At 47.1% G+C, this 19461-nt stretch carries 14 protein-coding genes and 1 riboswitch; of the genes, 11 read left to right on the top strand and 3 right to left on the bottom strand.

Annotated elements, in window-relative coordinates:
* Positions 1-241: 241 nt before the first annotated feature.
* The 7 genes from M1K58_RS09800 to M1K58_RS09830 all read left to right on the top strand — a co-directional run bounded on the left by M1K58_RS09800 (position 242) and on the right by M1K58_RS09830 (position 12536).
* A complete protein-coding gene (locus M1K58_RS09800) occupies positions 242-5296 on the top strand; it encodes an S-layer homology domain-containing protein (RefSeq protein ID WP_256758639.1) in 5055 nt (1684 codons plus the stop codon).
* Positions 5297-6113: 817 nt separating this feature from the next.
* A complete protein-coding gene (locus tag M1K58_RS09805) occupies positions 6114-7325 on the top strand; it encodes a pectinacetylesterase family protein (protein ID WP_256758640.1) in 1212 nt (403 codons plus the stop codon).
* 504 nt (positions 7326-7829) lie between these two features.
* A riboswitch (TPP riboswitch) is annotated at positions 7830-7939 on the top strand.
* A 107-nt stretch (positions 7940-8046) separates the two neighbouring features.
* Positions 8047-8670: an ECF transporter S component gene (locus tag M1K58_RS09810; protein WP_256758641.1), complete on the top strand. Its 624-nt coding sequence runs from the start codon at positions 8047-8049 to the stop codon at positions 8668-8670.
* Positions 8667-10121: an ABC transporter ATP-binding protein gene (locus M1K58_RS09815; protein ID WP_372339139.1), complete on the top strand. Its 1455-nt coding sequence runs from the start codon at positions 8667-8669 to the stop codon at positions 10119-10121. Before M1K58_RS09810 ends, M1K58_RS09815 begins: the two co-directional genes overlap by 4 nt.
* Positions 10099-10890 (top strand): energy-coupling factor transporter transmembrane component T family protein, encoded by a 792-nt coding sequence (locus M1K58_RS09820; RefSeq protein ID WP_256758642.1) that lies wholly within the window; start codon positions 10099-10101, stop codon positions 10888-10890. Before M1K58_RS09815 ends, M1K58_RS09820 begins: the two co-directional genes overlap by 23 nt.
* A 41-nt stretch (positions 10891-10931) precedes the next feature.
* Positions 10932-11420 (top strand): translation initiation factor IF-3, encoded by a 489-nt coding sequence (infC, locus tag M1K58_RS09825; protein ID WP_256758643.1) that lies wholly within the window; start codon positions 10932-10934, stop codon positions 11418-11420.
* A gap of 39 nt (positions 11421-11459) precedes the next feature.
* Positions 11460-12536, top strand: coding sequence for an acyl-CoA dehydrogenase family protein (locus M1K58_RS09830; protein WP_256758644.1), 1077 nt, complete (start codon positions 11460-11462; stop codon positions 12534-12536).
* Positions 12537-12540: 4 nt separating this feature from the next.
* Here the strand turns inward: M1K58_RS09830 and M1K58_RS09835 are convergent, their stop codons facing one another.
* Positions 12541-14577: a molybdopterin-containing oxidoreductase family protein gene (locus tag M1K58_RS09835; RefSeq protein WP_256758645.1), complete on the bottom strand. Its 2037-nt coding sequence runs from the start codon at positions 14575-14577 to the stop codon at positions 12541-12543.
* Between the two features lie 352 nt (positions 14578-14929).
* Between M1K58_RS09835 and M1K58_RS09840 the strand changes: the two genes are divergently transcribed.
* Positions 14930-15130 (top strand): cold-shock protein, encoded by a 201-nt coding sequence (locus M1K58_RS09840; protein WP_256758646.1) that lies wholly within the window; start codon positions 14930-14932, stop codon positions 15128-15130.
* Between the two features lie 78 nt (positions 15131-15208).
* Positions 15209-15439 carry a cold-shock protein gene (locus M1K58_RS09845; protein ID WP_256758647.1) on the top strand — a complete coding sequence of 77 codons (231 nt, stop codon included), beginning with the start codon at positions 15209-15211 and terminating at the stop codon, positions 15437-15439.
* 49 nt (positions 15440-15488) lie between these two features.
* Here the strand turns inward: M1K58_RS09845 and M1K58_RS09850 are convergent, their stop codons facing one another.
* Positions 15489-16724: an S-layer homology domain-containing protein gene (locus tag M1K58_RS09850; RefSeq protein WP_256758648.1), complete on the bottom strand. Its 1236-nt coding sequence runs from the start codon at positions 16722-16724 to the stop codon at positions 15489-15491.
* 238 nt (positions 16725-16962) lie between these two features.
* Between M1K58_RS09850 and M1K58_RS09855 the strand changes: the two genes are divergently transcribed.
* The gene (locus M1K58_RS09855; RefSeq protein WP_256758649.1) at positions 16963-17520 is read left to right on the top strand and encodes a guanylate kinase; all 558 of its coding nucleotides are present in this window, start codon (positions 16963-16965) and stop codon (positions 17518-17520) included.
* A 390-nt stretch (positions 17521-17910) separates the two neighbouring features.
* A complete protein-coding gene (lplT, locus tag M1K58_RS09860; protein ID WP_256758650.1) occupies positions 17911-19119 on the top strand; it encodes a lysophospholipid transporter LplT in 1209 nt (402 codons plus the stop codon).
* Here the strand turns inward: lplT and M1K58_RS09865 are convergent.
* The gene (locus tag M1K58_RS09865; protein ID WP_256758651.1) at positions 19095-19391 is read right to left on the bottom strand and encodes a hypothetical protein; all 297 of its coding nucleotides are present in this window, start codon (positions 19389-19391) and stop codon (positions 19095-19097) included. The two genes, lplT and M1K58_RS09865, sit on opposite strands and share 25 nt — an antisense overlap.
* Between the last annotated feature and the right edge of the window lie 70 nt (positions 19392-19461).

The raw sequence follows: 19461 nt of genomic DNA on the forward strand, positions 1-19461 counted from the left end.
AATTTAATATTGGGCATGCCTTGGCCGCTTCTGGCGGCAGGGAGAATGGGGTGTAAAGCCCCGCGAGTCGGTCACTGTGAAGCCTCTTTGGAGGATAAGTCAGAACACCCGAAGGCTGCCTGTGTTTCTGCCGGAACCGGGAACTACATTTGTTCGAACGCGCAATGCGTGTTCGGGTTGTTGTATTGCATCTGTTTGCCGGTTCCGGCAGGCAGATTTTTTTTATTTTGGAGGAGAGAAAATGAAACAACGACTGTTATCTCTATTACTAATGCTGGTGTTGGCGGTGAACCTGATTCCGGCGATGGCGCTCGCAGCGAGCGACTGGAACGGCTCAACTGTAAGCCAACCAGTAGCCGACAATAACGGCGTATATCAGATCGGTACAGCGGCTGAGCTGGCGTGGTTCAGGGATCATGTAAATGTAGACAAAGCCTATACCGCCAAAGCGGTTCTAACGGCGGATATTGATTTGAACGGTTACAACTGGACGCCGATTGGTGGAGGAAGTGGTTTGGCCACCCTCTATTTCGGAGGCAGCTTTGATGGCCAGGGGCATGTTGTTAAAAACTTTACGATAAACGCCAGCTATAATTTTGCGGGCTTTTTCGGGTATGTAAAAGGGACAATCGCCAATCTGCAGATCAAAGATGCAGACATTTCCTCTAGTAGCAACAATGTTGGCGGCATTGCCGGAATGATTATTGATGGGGGAATCACTAATGCCTCCTTTTCCGGAACGGTTACAAACAGTAAATCAGGCGGATATGCGGGTGGTATTGCCGGATATGTGGGAAATACAAATGCCACCTCCCCCACGATTCAAAATAGTGTAAACTACGGAACGATTTCTAGCGCATATGCGGGCGGTATTACCGCTTATGCCAAATTCTCATCGGGTATTATAAATTGCTACAATGCCGGAACGATTATAGCACCAGACACATCAACCGGCCGTGTAGGCGGTATTGTTGGACAGGTGATGAATAACACTCCGATTGACAATTGTTATAATATCGGAATGGTCAGCGGAACCAAAAATACCCCCGGCGGAATTACAGGGTTTAACGGTACTTCAATCAGTAACTGCTATTGGTTGAATCCGGAGTCTGGGGTCGCAGGGGGTACAGGAACAACAAGTTCCGTCACAAGAATCACCTCCCCCGATGGCTTGCTCGAGAAGTTGGGCAGCGCTTTTGTAGCCGATACGGGTAATGTCAACGGCGGTTATCCGATCCTTGCGTGGCAGGCGACCGGCGTTACGGGGTCAGATACAACACCGTCAATTACCCTCAAGGGCGGTACGACCCTCTATGTTCAGCAGGGGGCGGGCAATAACTATACGTTGCTGACAGCCGTTAAGACGAATATGGATGACCTTGATACGGGTGTTGTGAACTGGAGCATCCAGAAGAAGGGCGGCGGTGACGCCGCTAAGATTGCAACGATTGAGCGAATTGAAAATACGGCTGACAGCATGATCGTCAGGGCGGTAAGCGGCGGCGTTGTGATCGTCACCGCAACGGTCGATGTGGGTGGAGTAGCCTATTCGAACTCGCGCGACATTACGATCATTCCACAGATTACAACAGCGTCGATTGCAAACATGAATAAGCTTGGCGCGGTTGCCGTCGGACAGACCGTTAAGGCGACCATATATGTAAGTGGCGGCGAAGAGTACGATTACAACAACGATCCGTCGTTAACGTATCAATGGAAATATCGTCCGGCAGGCGGAAATATGATTGACATTCCGAACGCAACCAATCAGACCTTCACCATACCTGTGACGTATAACGAGTGGGATTACCTGCATGTAGAGGTCAAGTCTGGCAGTACGTTGGTTGTAGACGGGGCTAACGTATATGTCAGTATTCGTGCTGAGAATTACGGTAAACTCTATCCGGTGGCTTATGATCCAACCTTTACCCTTCCCGTCGATAAAAAGGACAACACTATGATGGCTTTGCCTGCCACGCATACAGTCGATGGTGTGGCCGCGAGCATCACATGGACTTCCAGCAATACCAACGTAATCAACGTTGACGGCACGGTGATACCGCCCAAGAGCGGTAAGGAAGCCGTAACGCTAACAGCGAAGTTTGCATATGGCGGAAGTTATGCAAACCGTACGTTTCCTATCATGGTTTGGTCGGAATCCGCAGTGGCTGAGGATGCGGCTAATCACCCAACATACCTACAAAAAGCCGTAACTGCTCTTGGTAATGGGTACAGCTTGACTCCTGTTTACGGAGCCGATACGAATGTCGCAGCTATGTTGACCGCTGATTTTACCGCCAAGGGTTATGGGGATGTGTCGGTGGTTGTTAAAGCTTCGACCGAGGTGTATGGCAATTGCGGCATTGCCTCGAACGGCGACATTACTTATTTCTATGCCGATCCCAATGGGACGCGGGCGTTGTGGTTCGGACGATACAACGTGTCTTATGTACTGACTAACGGCGATGAAAGCCTGGATCTTAACGATGTGCCCGTTACGATTCACTGGGATGCTAATGAAGTCAAGACTGTCATGAGCAGCGAAATCCTAAGTGGCGTGAACGAAACCGCCATTCTTGGGGCGAATACCGACAAGGATAACGTCACATCGAATCTAATCCTCCCTAAAGTGGTGGACGACAAGAAATGGTCGTTGATCTCATGGACGTCCTCCGATGCAGGCGCTATTGCCATCAGCAATGAAAATCAAAGCACAGCTGACACACTGTTCTCCCCTTACATTGGAAAGGTGATTCGAGGCACGGAGGACAAGGACGTTACTCTGACTGCCGCCTTTACCTTCCAACGGACCAGCAATGAGCCGCCGATCGTGATGTATAAAACTTTTACCGTCACGGTTAAAGCGCTGAGCGGGGCCGAAGCGGATGCCATACGGATAGGGCTTATACAGAAGTTGGACGCGGGTTTTGCATCTGCTGGTTTGAAGGATTACGTTACGGGGCAACAACTGAATGCGGCAGACGGCGTATATAGCGCCGTGAACGATATTCAACTGCCAACGACCCGGAATTTCGGTGTGGATGGGAAGTATTACCCGGTTACGATTACGAGCAGCGATACGGAAACGATTGTTGCGCCGGATGTGGCGAATGCCGCTCGCGTGATGGTTTATCGGCCGCTTGTGGGGGAACCTGCCCAAACCGTTACTTTGACGGTTACATTGACCGATAAGCAAAAGGGTGTAGCGGCCTCAAGGAAGTTCACAATTGAGGTACAACCGCTCACACAGGCGGAAATTGACAACGCACTTGCGTTGATGACTGTGGCGAAGGAAGGATATTTCGGCGGCCTGAACAATGGCAAATATGAGGATTCTTACTCGGTTACCGGAGACTTGAGCTCATTCAAGGAAGCGGTATGGAACGACGCGCATAACGCCGTCGCTTGGGTATATACCGAACAGAACAGGCTCCGAAACGGCATAACCTCTGACGAGCTTGATCATTGGGAGGAGCAGGAGGCGTGGCGGGCGTTCCGCTCAAGCGATCCAGCAATACTAGCCCATGAGTCGCTTCATTTAGTCGCCAAGCCCGAAGAGGATACCTTTGTACGCGTAAATAGCGTACTTACGCACGAGGTGTTCGGGAAGTATTGGAGTAAGTTTGCCGGTGCCCCAGGTTATGAAGTGTTTGACTCGCTGTACAAACAGCCAGTATCTGCATATATCATGGTGGAAGGGAAAAACCACCAGGAGCAGTCCCAAGAAACCTTATTGGCTATGCATAATTTGGCGGTTGAACGAATTGATGCGCCGATACAGGTCGGATTTACCTTACAGAGCACCGGTAGTGTGTTGATACAGACAACGGTAAGCAGTCTTAAATCGGGGTCAACTGTTTTTGAGGTGTTCCGTACAGCGCTTGCGAAGGCGGGATATACCTATACTTCGATGGGCAGTTACGTACAAGCCATTACCGATGCAAACGGAAACACGCTATCAGAGAAAGACGGTGGCCCGAACTCCGGTTGGATCTACAAGGTGAATGGTGTTATGCCTTCGATCTACATGAACGGATTTTCTTTGAAAAACGGCGACAACATTGTTGTATCTTTCACACCGGATTATACAAAAGAAGGTGGCTCGATTGGCGGTGGTCCGATAGACGGTGGTCCGATAGGTGGTGGTCCGATAGGTGGTGGTCCGATAGGTGGTGGTCCGATAGACGGTGGTCCGATAGGCGGTGGTCCGATAGGCGGTGGTCCGATAGGTGGTGGTCCGATAGACGGTGGTCCGATAGGCGGTGGTCCGATAGGCGGTGGTCCGATAGGTGGTGGTCCGATAGGTGGTGGGCCGATAGGCGGCGGTGCTGTGCAAGGCGATAAACCAGTAGAGTCCACCGACGGCAAGATTATCGTTCCTGCAGACAAAGCAGGTGAGGCTTCACTAGGTAATGCGATCCAGGTATCAATTCCTGCAGATGCTACGGAGCAAGAGCTTCGTCTGACGATTGAGCAGGTGAAACAAATCGATGCTTTAGCGAATCGTGGCGAGGTATTCGCCAGCCCGATATTTGAATTGTTGAAGAACTTCTCTGATAACTTCAAGAATCCGGTTACTTTGACCTTGATGTTCGAAGCTTCGAAGGTGCAGCCAGGACAGCGTGCCTCTATTCACTACTATGATGAAGTGGGCCAGAAGTGGATTGAAATTGGCGGAACTGTGAGTGGCGATACGATATCGGCAAAAGTAGATCATTTTACAAAATTTGCTGTTCTTATCGTAGATAACAAGACTAACGTTCCATACTTGGATATCTCTAAGCACTGGGCAGAGGCAAATATTACACAGGCGGTACAGCAAGGCATTGTGAAAGGCTATCCAGACGGAACGTTCAAGCCTAACGGGGCGATTACCCGTGCTGAATTCTCTGTGATGCTGGCAAACGCATTAAAGCTGACGGGCGAAGACGCAGTAGCTAGCTTCAGCGATGAAGCGGAGATTGGCGCTTGGGCGAAGGACGCTATTGCACGAACTGTAGCTTCGAGCATAATATTAGGCTACACGGATGGCAGCTTCCGTCCGAATGCCAATATTACACGAGCGGAACTGGCAGTTATGATTGCCAGGGCGTATTCACCAGAATTTGAGTCTAAGGCTTCGAATGGTTTTGTTGATGAAAGTGACATTCCCAACTGGGCTACAAACGCGGTGTCCTTCGTCAAGGAGCTGGGGATCGTCAACGGCCAGTCTGGCAACAAATTTGCGCCGAATGCGACTGCCACAAGAGCTGAAGCTGTCACGATAATAATGAAATTGCTGCAATTAAAGAAGTAAGAGATGATGACGCAAAGAAGCAGACCTATGGGCCATAGGCTGCTTCTTTGCCATGCAAAGTCAATTTAATAAGGCTGTATCACGGACATACAATCCCTTATTTGGACAAACCCCCTCAATTTTCGATAGATACGGACATACGTTCCGTTATTTGCAATAAATCATAGAAATAGAGGGCTATTGCCCCTAAATAAAGGCTCTCATGTCCGCTTCACGCCTAAAACCCTATTGCAATTTCAAATAACGGATCTGATGTCCGATCAGACTCTGCGGAAAGTCTCCCTAGTGGACGCCGCTTCCAAGCTGGTTTCTCAGATCTCACACTATATCAGCGCCTCAGAAACTTGCATTCCTGCTTGAGTAGATTCGCGATCTTCCACTTACCTTCCATATAGCAAAGATATTTTTATTTTTACCAAATATGTAATAAGGATTACAGTTAGGGTCAGTGTTTATGTTATATAATGGCGATTATTGGAGCTAAAAGTAAGTTGGCAAAGTAGTTGACTTAGAAACCTATCATAATACCCAAGTCATCAAGTATAGTCTCGCTAAGAATTAACCCTATTCCAATGATAAACGAGCTATTGTAATGAAAATATGAGGTAGAGGTGAATGAATTGTACAACCAGATTAAACAAAGGGTCGCCAATAAGGTTAGCTGTAATCCTTAGCATTGCTATTGTATTCAGCTCATTTAGCTTTCCATTAGCTCCAACAGCATCGGCTGTTGACGAGATATTCGAATTTAAAAGTCAATATCACATCTAAATGTAACGCGGCATCAAGAGCGGATGGTTGAAAGGACGGTCTTTGTGTGGCAAAAAAGAAAAAAGTGAAAAGAATCAACAAGATTCTCCTGACTGCGATAGCGGGAATTACGCTTATTTTGGGCGGTTTGGTGGGTTATGTTTATTTTTTCATACTTGAAAAGCCTGCTGAACCGGATAAATGGGTTGCTGCGGAACGCTATGTCTGGAATAAAATCAAGTTTGACCAGGATGCACAAGTCATTTCTGCCGACGGTTCAGAATACTATTTACTTGCCAATAAGGGAGCAGTTGCTGAAAATAAATTGATTATTTATTTTTCTGGGGGCGGTGTGGCCTGGGATGCGGTGACTGCCGCGCAGCCGATCAGTCTGAGTAATGTAATGAAGAACGGTGAGATCAAATATTACTTTCCGAACATTCCATTCTTCAAAGTAAGTACGCTTGGCGGCCTGTTGAAAAATAATAACCCTGACAATCCGTTCAAGGATTGGAATATTGTATATATCCCTTATTCTACTGGTGATTTGCATATTGGGAATGCATCCAAGGAATATACGGACGCCAAGGGCAAACCGTTTACAATGCGTTACAACGGTCAAGCAAATACGCGCGCAGCACTGGAATGGATTGCAAACCATTTCGCTGCGCCGGAAAAGATCCTCGTTGCGGGAGAAAGCGCCGGAGGATTCGGGGCTGCTTTCTGGGCGCCTGAGATTGCGAAACGCTACCCGGATTCCCGCATTTATCAATATTCGGATGGCTCCTACTTAAATGCCGACCGCTGGCCGGAAATTATCGATAACGAATGGAAGGCCAACTTTGCAGCAACCTTTGGTTATGAAGTCCACGGCGATTTGATTTCGTCCGTATTCGCGGCGAACCGCAAGCTGCTCCCGGACAACGCGGTACTTTTGCAGTCCAATACGCTTTATGATGAGCTGCTGTTCGACTTTGAAAAGGATCTGAATAATGACGTTTCGGACGATGGCGAATATATACATCGCTGGTCGGCCCGCATGCTGCAATCTGCCGGAGAGCTAACTGAAGAATTGCCAGGCTACTATTATTACATTACTGATTACAGTCTTAACGAGAAGACGGGCAGGACACCGCATACACTCTCCCCATTAAATCATTTCTACAAAGCCGAACAGGACGGTGTGAAGCTGATGAAGTGGCTGGACGATGCCGTGAATAAGGATGAATACTACTCCGTAGGGCGACATTTTCTTCCTCCCAAGCACCTTCACCGATGATCGCCGGCGCGTGAAACCCTATCATAAGTAACGGCGATTAACCTATATGAGAATGAAGAAGGTCCGTACAATTACGTTCGCAGTAATTGGCGGGCTTTTTTGTGTCTATGTGCAAGATAGGCAATGTGCAGCTATTAGACTATCCCTTTAACCAGAGCGTTTATTTTATTGGAAATAGCCGTATGCTAAAAAAAATTGTAGCAATGAAAAATATGAGGGCTCTCAGTTGTATTCATAGTGAAAGGGGGCTGAGGTGTACAGTTCATTAGAGCTCAATGAATCAGTACAGCAGGCCTTGGATCTATATTCACAAAGCATGATCAAAATTGCCTTTGCGTATTTGAAAAATATAGCTGACGCAGAAGAGGTGACTCAGGAGGGACGGTAGGGACATGACTTGCAAGAGGGCGCTTTATCTTAAAAGAGAAGATTGGAGGCTTAAGTGGGTACAAAATCTTATTGCAAATTGGATATTGATGGTATAAGTTATAAGGAGTTGAATCGCATATAAGAAACGGGTGCTTGATGAAGTCAGGCTGAGATTGCGACCGTATGTCGCTGACCGTCGATCTGATCTGGGTAATGCCAGCGTAGAGACACTTTACATTTGTCGTGCATCTTTCTTTGATGCCGCACGCTGCCTACCCTCTACGGGTGGGCTTTTTTATTACCCGTTATGCATTCGCTAAATTCTAGTTTGGCGGAAGGAAGATGTTGGAGTATGGCAGCAGAAACAGTACAAGGACAGGGACAAGGAACAAGATCAAGAGGGTTGAAGCTGACCGACATTCTGGTCACGATTGTGATTGCGGTCGTATTCGGGATCATCTACAAGGTGTGGGGTCCAATGTATGACGTTGTAAAACCGCTAGGAGTGCACGCTGAGCAGACGATTTACGGAATGTGGTTCATCGCTGGGACCTTTGCATTTCTAGTTGTCCGTAAGCCGGGAGTAGCCGTATTAGCAGAGGTAGCTGCCGCAAGCATAAGTGCTCTTCTAGGGAGCGAGTGGGGGATTTCGACCTTGTATTATGGTGTGCTACAAGGGCTTGGCGCCGAAATCATTTTCGCCATCTTCCTATATCGTAACGCCTCTGTGTGGGTTGTATCTTTGGCGGCAATTGGAGCGGCAGCGGGTTCTCTCGTATTGGATTTCGGTTACGGATATATTGAATCCCTGTCGACATGGAATTATACATTGCTCATTGGGCTTAGAGTGCTTGGGAGTATCGTCATTGCGGGAATCTTTGCCTACAGCTTGTCGAAGGCACTTGAGTTGACGGGTGTGACGAAGGTGTTCAGACCAGCTAGCAAGAAGGATTACGAGGCATTGAACAGGGTATGATGTCTGCACCCGAGATGGCGACTAGCGTGTCTAACCTAAGGCTTAAATTTTCTGGAGAGGACGCCTTGTTATTTAAGGGCGTTTCTCTTGCTTTTCGTAAGGGAGAAAAGGTGCTACTGCTTGGACCGAGTGGCTGTGGGAAATCGACCTTTCTTCAGGTGCTGAGTGGACTGATTCCAGGGTCTATTGAGGTACCGATGATAGCAGACGATATTGTCATTCCTGAGCGATGGGGATATGTGTTCCAAGATCCAGACACGCAATTTTGCATGCCTTATGTGGATGAAGAGTTGGCATTCGTCCTTGAAAATATGCAGATTTCCCGTGAGGAGATGCCGACCTTGATCCGGCGATACCTAGATCAGGTTGGCCTTAATCTACAGGGGAGCCACGTCCTCATTCAAACGTTATCCCAAGGCATGAAGCAACGGCTTGCTATCGCTTCCGTACTTGCAATGGCTCCGGATGTTCTATTCCTAGACGAGCCAACAGCTTTGCTGGACAATCAAGGAACGGAGCAGATATGGGCAACGATTAGGTCTATCGCTCAAGACAAAACATTGATCGTAGTCGAGCACAAGATTGAGGGTGTTCTCGATCTCTTTGATCGAATCGTGGTGTTTTCTCCGGAAGGAGCTGTTATTGCGGATGGTGCTCCACTACAAATTTTCCCACAATATAGAACTGAGCTTAAGGAATACGGCATTTGGTATCCAGGTGTTTGGGAGGATTACATTGAACATAAAACCCCAAGGGTACTGAAGGATGACCGCATAGCTAGTGTTCGATCCGAACCTCTGCTTGAGATGAACGGTTTTCGCGGTAAACGTGGGGATGCTTCTGTGATAGAGATAGAGGAGGCAACTGTTAAGCCTGGGCAATGGATTGGTATCATAGGAGACAACGGGGCGGGTAAGAGCTCCCTATTACTCTCCATTATGCGTCTCATCAAGACGGAAGGGATCTGTAAAGTTAACGGCCTGCAACTAAATCGAGTAGAGCAAGCAGCTGAGCATATCGCGTTCGTGTTTCAAAATCCGGAGTTTCAGTTTGTCACACATTCCGTACGTAACGAGATAGAATATTCCCTTCTGATAGAAGGGATAAGCCCCGCGATTCGTCAGGCAAAATCGGATGAACTTATAGAGGGGCTACACTTACAGGCTGTCGCGAGCTCTCATCCTTACCAGCTGTCCATGGGGCAGAAGCGTCGCTTAAGTGTCGCCTCGGCAATGATACGTGGGCAGCAAGTATTGCTACTCGATGAACCAACCTTTGGATTAGATGCGCGAAACACGTTCTCCTTGCTAGAGAAGCTGGAGCAACTTCGTTCTGAAGGGACGTCTATCCTCATGGTTACCCATGACTCTCGCATTGTGGAGCATTTCTGCACGGAGCAATGGCATATCGTAGACGGGAGACTTACCGATGCAATTAACCTTTCCCCATAGAGAAACCTGGCTCCATCAAGTGAATCCGACGCTTAAGATTGTTCTCTTCTCGTTATGGTTTTTGGCGGTTATCCTCATACACAATTTTAACGTCATGCTGAATGTAGCTATCGGATCCTTGCTGCTACTGCCATGGTCCGGTCATCCGTGGAAAAGGCTACTTCTGTATGCTACACCCTTCTTACTCGTTTTCGTATCTACTTCGACGGGGATGATGTTCTTCGGCAAGGGGGAGACGGATTGGTTTCGATGGGGATTAGTGAACATTACGGAAGAAAGCTTCTACCGCGGATTGCATCTTGGCTTCAGGGCACTTAGTATGGCGGCAGTCGGACTTTTGTTCGGTTTAACTACGCGTCCGGTTCGATTATTTTATTCGTTAATGCAACAGGGAAGGTTGGCACCCAAATATGCCTACAGCTTCTTGGCTGCATTACGATTGGTACCCATTATTATCGACGAATTTCAAACGTTACGTCATGCATTGAAGATCAGGGGAATGCGCAAACGAGGATGGTTCATCGGCTTTTACCAGCTTGTGCATAGATACGCTATCCCTCTGCTCGCGCAAAGTATACGTCGAGCCCATCGTATAGCAGTGGCAATGGAAGCTAAGGGATTTGCCGGAAGAGCCAAGAGGACCTATTATTATAGTATTGGATTTTCCTACAGAGATATCGTGTTTGTCACCTATACGCTCGCTGTGTTTGGGGTGGCGTTTCTGGCGGGGACCTATTGGCCTTACTTAGACATTATCGATGTACGCTAAACGAATTTCTATGCTCGTAGGACAGTTGGAGGTCATAACGAATGATAATTATGAATGAGAAAATAAAAGCATCAGAGGTACTGCTAACAGGTGTTAGAGGTGAGGATCTGGGAGTTGTATCGAGGGATGAAGCTCTGGCTTTAGCTCGTAAGCTGAAGGTCGACCTCGTGTGCACTTCTTTGTTCAGCAGTCCTCCTCCTTGCAAGCTGGTTACGCGAGGTGCTGCCAAGCAAGAGGCGGCGAAGGGGAAACAGGACGAACGGAAGAAGGATCAACCACTTAAGTTGAAAGAGATTAGGGTGACGGCCAATATTGAGGATCATGATTATGATACGAAACAACGACAAGCTCAGAAGCTACTTGCTTCAGGCAATGCAGTTCAATTGATCGTTAAGATTCAGGGCAAAGAGGGACCGAAGGCCAAGGAATTGCTTGAGCGATTATTGAAGGATCTTGCGGCTAATGGCAAGCGAGAGTCGGGTATCCAATTGAGCGGAAAGCAAGCTGCCGTTCGGGTCAATCCGCTGTGAGATGGTGAAATGGTAATTTGAAAAAAGGGGATAACAACTATGATTATAGATAAGCTCATAATTCCTGAACATATTGTCAATGAAGTGCGTAACAACGTAGACAACAACGAAAATGCGGGCAGGCTTACACCGCAAATATTAGAGTATATATATGAAGCGAAGTTATTCAAGCTGTTCGTTCCGGAAGCTTTGAACGGACTTATGCTACCTTTACCAGAAGCTTTACGTGTATTCGAGAAAGCAGCTTGGATCGATGGGAGCTTCGGATGGTTGGTCACGATTGGCTCTGGGGGTGGATTTTTCGCGGCAACGTTGCCGCCGGTGCAATCAAAGCTATTATTCGAAGGGGCAAATGCTGTCGTTGCGGGTAGCGGTCATGCAAACGGAATCGCAAAGCCGGTTGACGGGGGATACATCGTAAGTGGGCAATGGAAATATTGCAGCGGCTCCACCTATGCAAGCTTGTTCACCGCGAATTGCCGACTGGAAGATCAACAGGGAGAGGAAGTTGGAATTCGCTCCTTCGCCTTCCTGCCCGAACAGGTTAATATTATCCGTGATTGGAATTCCTTCGGATTAAAGGCGACGGAAAGCCATTCGATATCGGTGAAGGATGCGTTTGTTCCGTTAGAGCGCACATTCGATATTATGAGTACTCCTAACTATGAGGATCCCATTTATCGATATCCGTTCATGCCGTTTGCTCAAACTTCTTTTGCGGCCGTATGCCTCGGTATTTGTCGTCACTTTCTGGAGGAAGCACGCGCTTTCGCGGTGGCCAGACAAGAAGATTGGGCGCAAACACGCCCTCAACGACTAGAAGCCTTGTGTAGCCTTGTTCAGGAGTCAGAGAACTCCTTAGAGACTGTGGCGCGGAAGTTCTATGAAACGGTGGATCGTACATGGTCTGAATTTGTGAGAAACGGGACGATGTCGGAGCAGCAACAGCTTGAAGTCGGACAGACCTGCCAAGCATTGGCTAGAAATACATTAGACCATGCGCATGCGATTTTCCCGTTCCTCGGGATGACGGTATTAATGGAAGATACCTTGATGAATAGGTTGTGGCGGGATTTACACACGGCTACTCAGCATTCGGTACTGGCATCGGTATAACACGTTAGAGCTTCTCCATGTCCACCCGAGTGGAGAAGAAGGTTGCCCCACCGCCCATATCGGATAACCTCTGTGATGTCAGGCTGTTGATTGCCTGAACACCTTCATTGCCGTGCTCCCACCATAAGCCTTGGGTGACGAGCACGCCGGGCAATACGTTATTCGCGACTTTGACGACAATCTCACATTGTCCACGATCGTTCCATATACGAACCCGATCCCCATGCTGCAGCCCTCTGGCTGCGGCATCTTCAGCATTCATATCCGCCATCGGTTGCTTCTCCAGCTTCTTCAGTCGATCCTGATTCCCGAATGTCGAATTGATAAAGCTGTGATTCGGCCCAGACACGAGTAAGTAAGGGAAAACCTCAGGCTCCTGGAGTGGGACGTATTCAGGAACAGGAGGGAGACCCGCACGTAGCATGGCTTTCGAATATAGCTCTATTTTGCCGGATGGAGTTGGGATCTTATCAGGAAACAGCGAAGGCCGATTCAGCTTCATTTTCGCCCAGCCCTCCCGCTTCAGCTCCTCATAAGTTAGACCATCTAAAAAAGGAGTATTAAGGTCCAAAGCCTGTCGAATCATTTGCTCTTCGGTAATGTCGAAAATGTCCGGCTCAAAACCCATGCGCATGCCAAGCTCTTTGAATAACGTAAAGTTAGATTTGCATTCTCCCATAACTTCGATGATCGGTTCGTGCAGCTGTAGGTATAAGTGCCAGTAGGAGGAGTACAGATCACGATTTTCAAAGTGGCTCGTGGCGGGTAGAACGATATCCGCGTAACGGCAAGTGTCGGTCAAGAATAAGTCGTGCACGACGGTGAACAAATCTTTCCTCAATAAGCCCTGCCGCACTTTATTCTGGTCGGGAGCGACAACGGCTGGGTTGCTATTATATACGAAGAGGAAATCTACGGAGGGTTCTGCAGCAAGCAAAGCTTCTCCAAGACGGTTCATATTAATGGAGCGCACGTTGCGATCGGGTAACAGATCAGGCCGCTCTATCTCATAGCTGTTCAAGGAGGAATAATAACCGTTGCCTTTAAGTGCTCCACCACCGAGGACTCCCCATTGGCCGGTTAATGCGGGCAAGCATACAATTGCACGAACGGCCATTCCGCCATTGTCGTGATGCTGCAAGCCGTTGCCGATCCGTATGAAGGATGGAGCAGCTGTACCGTACTCTCGAGCAAGCTTGATGATCACATCGACGGGTATACCCGTAATTTGCGAGACTTTCTCTGGAGGATACAATTCAGCTTGAGTAATAAGCTCCTCATATCCCGTTGTGTACTTCTCTAGAAACGATACGTCCGTCATTCCCTCTTTAATGAGGATATGCATCATCCCAAGCGCTAGAGCCGTGTCAGTACCGGGTAAGATTGGAATGAATTCATCCGCCCATTTGGAGGTTCTGTTCCGGTGGACGTCTATATGTACGATTTTGGCTCCACGCTTACGAGCCTCCGTTAAATACATGACCTGATGCATGTTTGTAGAAACCAGATTACATCCCCATACGAGCACGTACTTCGAGTGTATCGTGTCCTCGGGATCGATTCCGGCTGAGGCGCCCATCGTATAGTTGTAACCGGCTGACCCTGCAGCATTGCATATCGTTCTTTCAAGCTGGCTTGCACCAAGTCGATGGAAGAACCGTCGATCCATTCCTTCGGCATTTAGAATTCCCATGTTTCCATAAAAGCTATAAGGGAGTATGGTTTCTGCACCCTTGTCGGATATCGCAGCTTTTATTCGCTTAGTCATTTCTTCATAAGCTTCATCCCAGGTGATACGTTCGAATTCTAGCGTGCCTTTGGGACCAACTCGACGCAAGGGATGAAGAAGTCGATCGGGATGATAGACTCTTTCATTCAAATTCCGAACTTTATTACATATCGCACCCTGGGTTACTGGGTGGTCGGGATTGCCGTCGATCGACACGATGGTGTTATTCTCCATTCGTACATTCAAGCTACAGGTATCTGGACAATCGAATGGACAGACTGACCTGACTACCGTGCTTTCGTTTGTTGTCATGCTACATTCACGCTCCATTCCTTCATAGAAGTAATTATATCGCAAAGCGCGGGGGAGATGAGAGCCCTTCGCATAAGATCTTTAATAACGGCTATCCTAAACAAGCTACGCTTGTAAATAAAGGGGTGGCAAGGTGTTGTTTGGAACAAAGGAGTTGTGGAAATGAAATTGTCAGGAGATTAAGTTTGCTTTTTAATCAGGAACCTGTTATAGTAAAAACTATCGAAATCGTGACCTGGATTCACAAAATGGAAAGGGTTATTATTTTGGAAGCGACCTTTTTCATGGTGTGGATTTTTTATTCGTATGAATAAAAAAGTTCATGAGGCAATAGAAGTTGGAGGTGAATTACATGCAAACAGGTACAGTTAAATGGTTTAATGCAGACAAAGGCTTTGGTTTCATCGAAGTTGAAGGCGGCAACGATGTATTCGTACATTTCAGCGCTATCACTGGTGATGGTTTCAAGACTTTGGACGAAGGCCAACGTGTTGAATTCAATGTGGTACAAGGCAACCGCGGACCACAAGCGGAAAACGTTGTTAAATTGTAAATCAAACACGAAAATACCCTTAACGTTCGTTGAGGGTATTTTCTTTTGGTTATGCTATAAGGAAAAGGGGTCTCGTCCATGTACTCACGGAAAAAGGTTTTAGAGGAAATTCCTGAAGAAATGACGGCGGTCTGGTCCTGCACGAGTGAAGGCTGTAATGGGTGGATGAGAGATAATTTCGCGTTCGAGACAGTTCCGACCTGTGGGTTGTGCCACAAGCCGATGGAAAGCGGAATGAAGATGCTTCCATTGCTTGTAAATACGAATCGGGATCAAAAAACCCTTCGTAAAGGCGTTTCAATAGGATAACCAAGATTATGCAGGAGAGCACCGCGAGAGGTGCTCTCCTTCTTTGTGTTTAGCTCTTGTTCTTGGCGATGGAGACGATAACTGTCTTCGTGGCAGATTCGATTCTAATGTCCACCGTGTCCTCACCAATCGTCATTTTCTTAGAAGATAATGCTTTTCCGGCAGCCACGTCCGTACAAACCTCTTTAAACCAGTTGCTAAATGTAGCTGCGTTATAACCGAATAAGAAGTTGGTGAATACCTCGATTGCTTCCTGATTACGGGCTAACGTACCCTCGCGAAGCTGGATCGTGATCCCGTAGGTGTTGTATTGCGGGTCGAGCCATAAGGCTGTTTCTTCCTGCAACTTGTCGGCACCAGGAGCAGGAGTTGTAAAGCTGTTTTTTTCCTTCTGATCCTTAAACAATCGAAGTGTTGTATCGGACAGCTCTTGATTCGAGCCTCTCAGTTGGCCTGCCAGTTTCAAAGTGTCGTAAGCATCGCGCATTCTTTGATCTGGGAAAATGACTACCTTCGATCCTCCGCCAACTGTAGGGACGGAAAGCTGCAGCTTATTCGTTTCGGAAGGTTTAACCACAATGCGCTGCGCCTTATCCGTTAACCTGTTCAATATGACCAGCGATTCTGCCCGAGTCACTTTGTCGCCTACACCGAAATAACCGTTCGGATAGCCTTGCATAATCCCCTTAACCAAAGCTTCGGCAATGAACTTCTGCTCGCGTTCAGTTGCGCTCATCAAATCGCCATAAGATTGCGCGAGCTGCTGGCTGAACTGCCCGTCTTCCAGAAACTCGGTTTCCTGAAGCGTGTAGAAAATAATCTCCGCCACATTTTCCCGTGTCATATCGCTTTGGAAATCGCTGTAACGACTTTTGTTAAGGAAATGAAGATCACTGGCGACATCAATGTAGGGCTTTGCCCAATAGCCAACGGTCGCGGGCTTGAACGTGTAATAACGGTAATCCTGCTTGAGAATCGTTTGATTTTCAGTGCTTAAGGATTGTAAGAAGGAGGAGCTCCAGCTCCGTTCCCCGTTCTGATGGAGCGTAGTGTAAGAAAGCATGAGCATCTTAATAAATTGATCGACCTTCACCGGTTGATTAGGCTGGAAGGTTCCGTTCGGATAGCCGTCGAGAATTTCTTTGGCAACCATATCGTTTATGGTTTTCTCTGCCCAGTGCCCTTTAACATCCTTAAAGGGAGAAGCTTGTTGTTCCTGTGCATAAGTTGCGCTGCCTGTAAATAATAACGCGATAATTAAGCTGAATATTGTTAAGTGACGCATGAGGACCCTCCTGTGTGTTGATTGCCTTTAAACAGACTTATTAAGCTAAACATAAATAGATTGAGGTTGGAAACAGCCGTGAAGACTATTATGTTGATAGGATCAGTGGGTCTTAAGGCGTGTTTGAGATATGCCTAAAGACTACCCTTCCGCGTAGGGCAAGATGTTCGCGTCGCCAAACATTACCATGGTACTATGCCGATATATAAAGTACGAACCATTTATGGGGGTGCTTGATATGTCCAAGCCAACGATCTTCGTGTTTACTGGAACGAGTGGATCAGGACGTAAGACGGTTGCTCGGAAAGCGGGAGAGCTGATCGGTTGGACGGCAGTGCGTTCCTGCACGACACGTGCTCCACGAAATCCGGATCATCCTGATGGAGATTATCACTATATTGGCCCTGAGCAGTTCGTTGAATGGGAACGTGAGGGAAGGTTTCTGCAAACCGTGGAGATGGACAGAAACAAATATGGTGTCCTGCGCGATGAACTGGAAAGAGCAATAAATGGCAACTTAGGAGAAGGCGTCTATCTCGTCCTTAATCGGGAGGGGGCGGCAGCTCTTAAGCAGCTCTATGGAGAGCGGCTTGTACGGATATTCATCTATGTGGATAAGCAAACGGTGCGGGAGAGATTGGAAAGCAAAGGGGCTCCCTACGAGGTCATCGAGAATTATTTGGATCACTATTCCGAAGAAGTGACTTATCGCAAGGTTTGTGAGCATGTATTCGAGAATGTGGACTTGAACCGAACAGTTGAAATGATTAGCGAAGCCGTGAAATCTTATAAATAGACAAATATTAAAGCCTCCAACCACTTAGATGAACTGCACCTCAATTGTTAGGATGTGTCTAACAATTGGGGTCAGTTCAAGAGTGGAATTGGAGGCTTTTCTAGTTGATTAGGAACGATAGGATATGGCGGATTACGCAGTTTGCTCCTTGATTTGAGCTTCGATCTTCAATTTTAATTGTGATCTTTCCTCATCCTTGAGCAATTGTAACATTTGACGCCATTCTCTCGTTTGTAATATTTTGAATAATAGTGTTATGTATAAGTCTTGTCAACTCGATGAGTGGGCTGAAGAAAATAGCTTAAAAATTATGTAAAGAATTACATATAATAAGGACGGATTTGTATCGAAGGAGTATAATATAGGTTCGAAGAGAAAGGGTGGGGAACGTTGGCAGGGTTGAAAAATAAGCTATCACCGTTAAAGGCAGTCGTATGGACACAATTTTTAAGTGCATTCGCGGATAATCTAAATTTCTTTCTTATCGTAGGGTTAGTTAAGCGTGAAGGTGTATCGGACCCCGATGGAATGATAACTTATATTCAAATCGCTTTTCTAATTGCTTATGTCCTATTAGCTCCAATTGTAGGAGCTTTCGCAGATAAAAAGGCGAAATCGAATGTTCTACTACTAGGTAACATACTGAAAGCAACGGGGATTTTTCTGTTACTACTCGGAGTATCTCCAGCGATATGTTATTTCTTTGTAGGTGTGGGCTCTGTTGTTTACTCCCCGGGAAAATATGGGATTTTGGCGGAATTAACGAAAAACGAAGGCGAGCTTCTAAGAGCGAACGCGCAAGTAGAGGGAACAACCATATTAGCAATTTTGCTCGGTACGGTTGCAGGAGGCTTTCTTGCTACGAATTCTGATCTTCCAGCGATCCTTGTCTGTCTGTTCATCTATTTAGTATCGCTCGGTATGACCTTTCTCATTCCGGCTAAATCAGGCAATCCAGACATTCGTTATGGAAAAGCTTCATGGCAGTTTTTCTACGATGTAGTTAAGCTGTTCAGGAACCGGAGAAGTCGGTTCTCGCTACTTGGGACTGGGGCGTTCTGGTTAACTGCTTCTGTGCTTCGTATCGCATTGATTGCATGGCTACCGTTAAATTTAGGGATCGAAGATACGGACCAGCAGTCGATGATTATCGGAGTTACGGCTCTTGGTGTTGTCGCCAGTGCATGGCTGACTCCTAGGCTCGTACCAGAGGGTAGACTGTATAGAGGATTTTTCTACGGGATTGGTATGGTTGCAGCTGTCATGACTGCTAATTTCACGAACCAGCTGTGGATGACGGTTACTTTGCTATTCATTACCGGAGTCATGGGCGGTATTTTCCTTATACCACTCAATACGATGCTTCAAGAGGCAGGAAAAACCGCCATTGGCTCTGGTCGGACGATCGCCGTTCAGAACTTCGTAGAAAATAGTCTGACGGTTATTGGGCTATTCCTATATCTAATGTTTAGGAAGATGAATGTTCCGGTTAATTTTTCAATTATGGGTATCGGAGCGGTACTCACTTTATTTTTCATCTATTTGGCTTTCCAGGTTGGCGCAGTAAGAGCTAGCTATTCGCGTAAAGAGATGACGTGAATGAGCTGAGGCCCAGCGGTCACCTTAATGACGGCATGGCTAGAGTCATATTCTGCGGACCCTAGACCAACGTCGGTTGACGTCTCGGTACCAAGAACGTAAAATAGGTCGTCGGAGAGCGTGCGAATGCATACGTCTTTCTCATCTTTGCTGAGGTCTTCCCAGTCCGCTGCTTCCATCTCAAATGCCTCGTAAAATTGCGGTATTGTGGTTAACGCACGAGACAAGTCATCGAGAATGTGATCATAAGCTCTATTATAGGTAATTGCCATAGAGGATCTTCCTTTCAAGTTTTGTTTCATTATACGCGATGCCTTATTCTTTAGCTAACCTTTAGGAGAA

Origin of the sequence: Cohnella sp. WQ 127256 (genome assembly GCF_024519285.1) — a bacterium.
In the GTDB taxonomy this organism is placed as follows: Bacteria; Bacillota; Bacilli; order Paenibacillales; family Paenibacillaceae; genus Cohnella.

What these genes read in the sequence shown, in the direction of transcription:
- M1K58_RS09815 (WP_372339139.1), top strand. Translation starts at nt 8,667, where the DNA reads ATGATGTCTGCACCCGAGATGGCGACTAGCGTGTCTAACCTAAGGCTT.
- M1K58_RS09820 (WP_256758642.1), top strand. Translation starts at nt 10,099, where the DNA reads ATGCAATTAACCTTTCCCCATAGAGAAACCTGGCTCCATCAAGTGAAT.
- M1K58_RS09835 (WP_256758645.1), bottom strand. Translation starts at nt 14,577, where the DNA reads ATGACAACAAACGAAAGCACGGTAGTCAGGTCAGTCTGTCCATTCGAT.
- M1K58_RS09800 (WP_256758639.1), top strand. Translation starts at nt 242, where the DNA reads ATGAAACAACGACTGTTATCTCTATTACTAATGCTGGTGTTGGCGGTG.
- M1K58_RS09830 (WP_256758644.1), top strand. Translation starts at nt 11,460, where the DNA reads ATGATTATAGATAAGCTCATAATTCCTGAACATATTGTCAATGAAGTG.
- M1K58_RS09840 (WP_256758646.1), top strand. Translation starts at nt 14,930, where the DNA reads ATGCAAACAGGTACAGTTAAATGGTTTAATGCAGACAAAGGCTTTGGT.
- M1K58_RS09865 (WP_256758651.1), bottom strand. Translation starts at nt 19,391, where the DNA reads ATGGCAATTACCTATAATAGAGCTTATGATCACATTCTCGATGACTTG.
- M1K58_RS09855 (WP_256758649.1), top strand. Translation starts at nt 16,963, where the DNA reads ATGTCCAAGCCAACGATCTTCGTGTTTACTGGAACGAGTGGATCAGGA.
- M1K58_RS09845 (WP_256758647.1), top strand. Translation starts at nt 15,209, where the DNA reads ATGTACTCACGGAAAAAGGTTTTAGAGGAAATTCCTGAAGAAATGACG.
- infC (WP_256758643.1), top strand. Translation starts at nt 10,932, where the DNA reads ATGATAATTATGAATGAGAAAATAAAAGCATCAGAGGTACTGCTAACA.
- M1K58_RS09810 (WP_256758641.1), top strand. Translation starts at nt 8,047, where the DNA reads ATGGCAGCAGAAACAGTACAAGGACAGGGACAAGGAACAAGATCAAGA.
- M1K58_RS09850 (WP_256758648.1), bottom strand. Translation starts at nt 16,724, where the DNA reads ATGCGTCACTTAACAATATTCAGCTTAATTATCGCGTTATTATTTACA.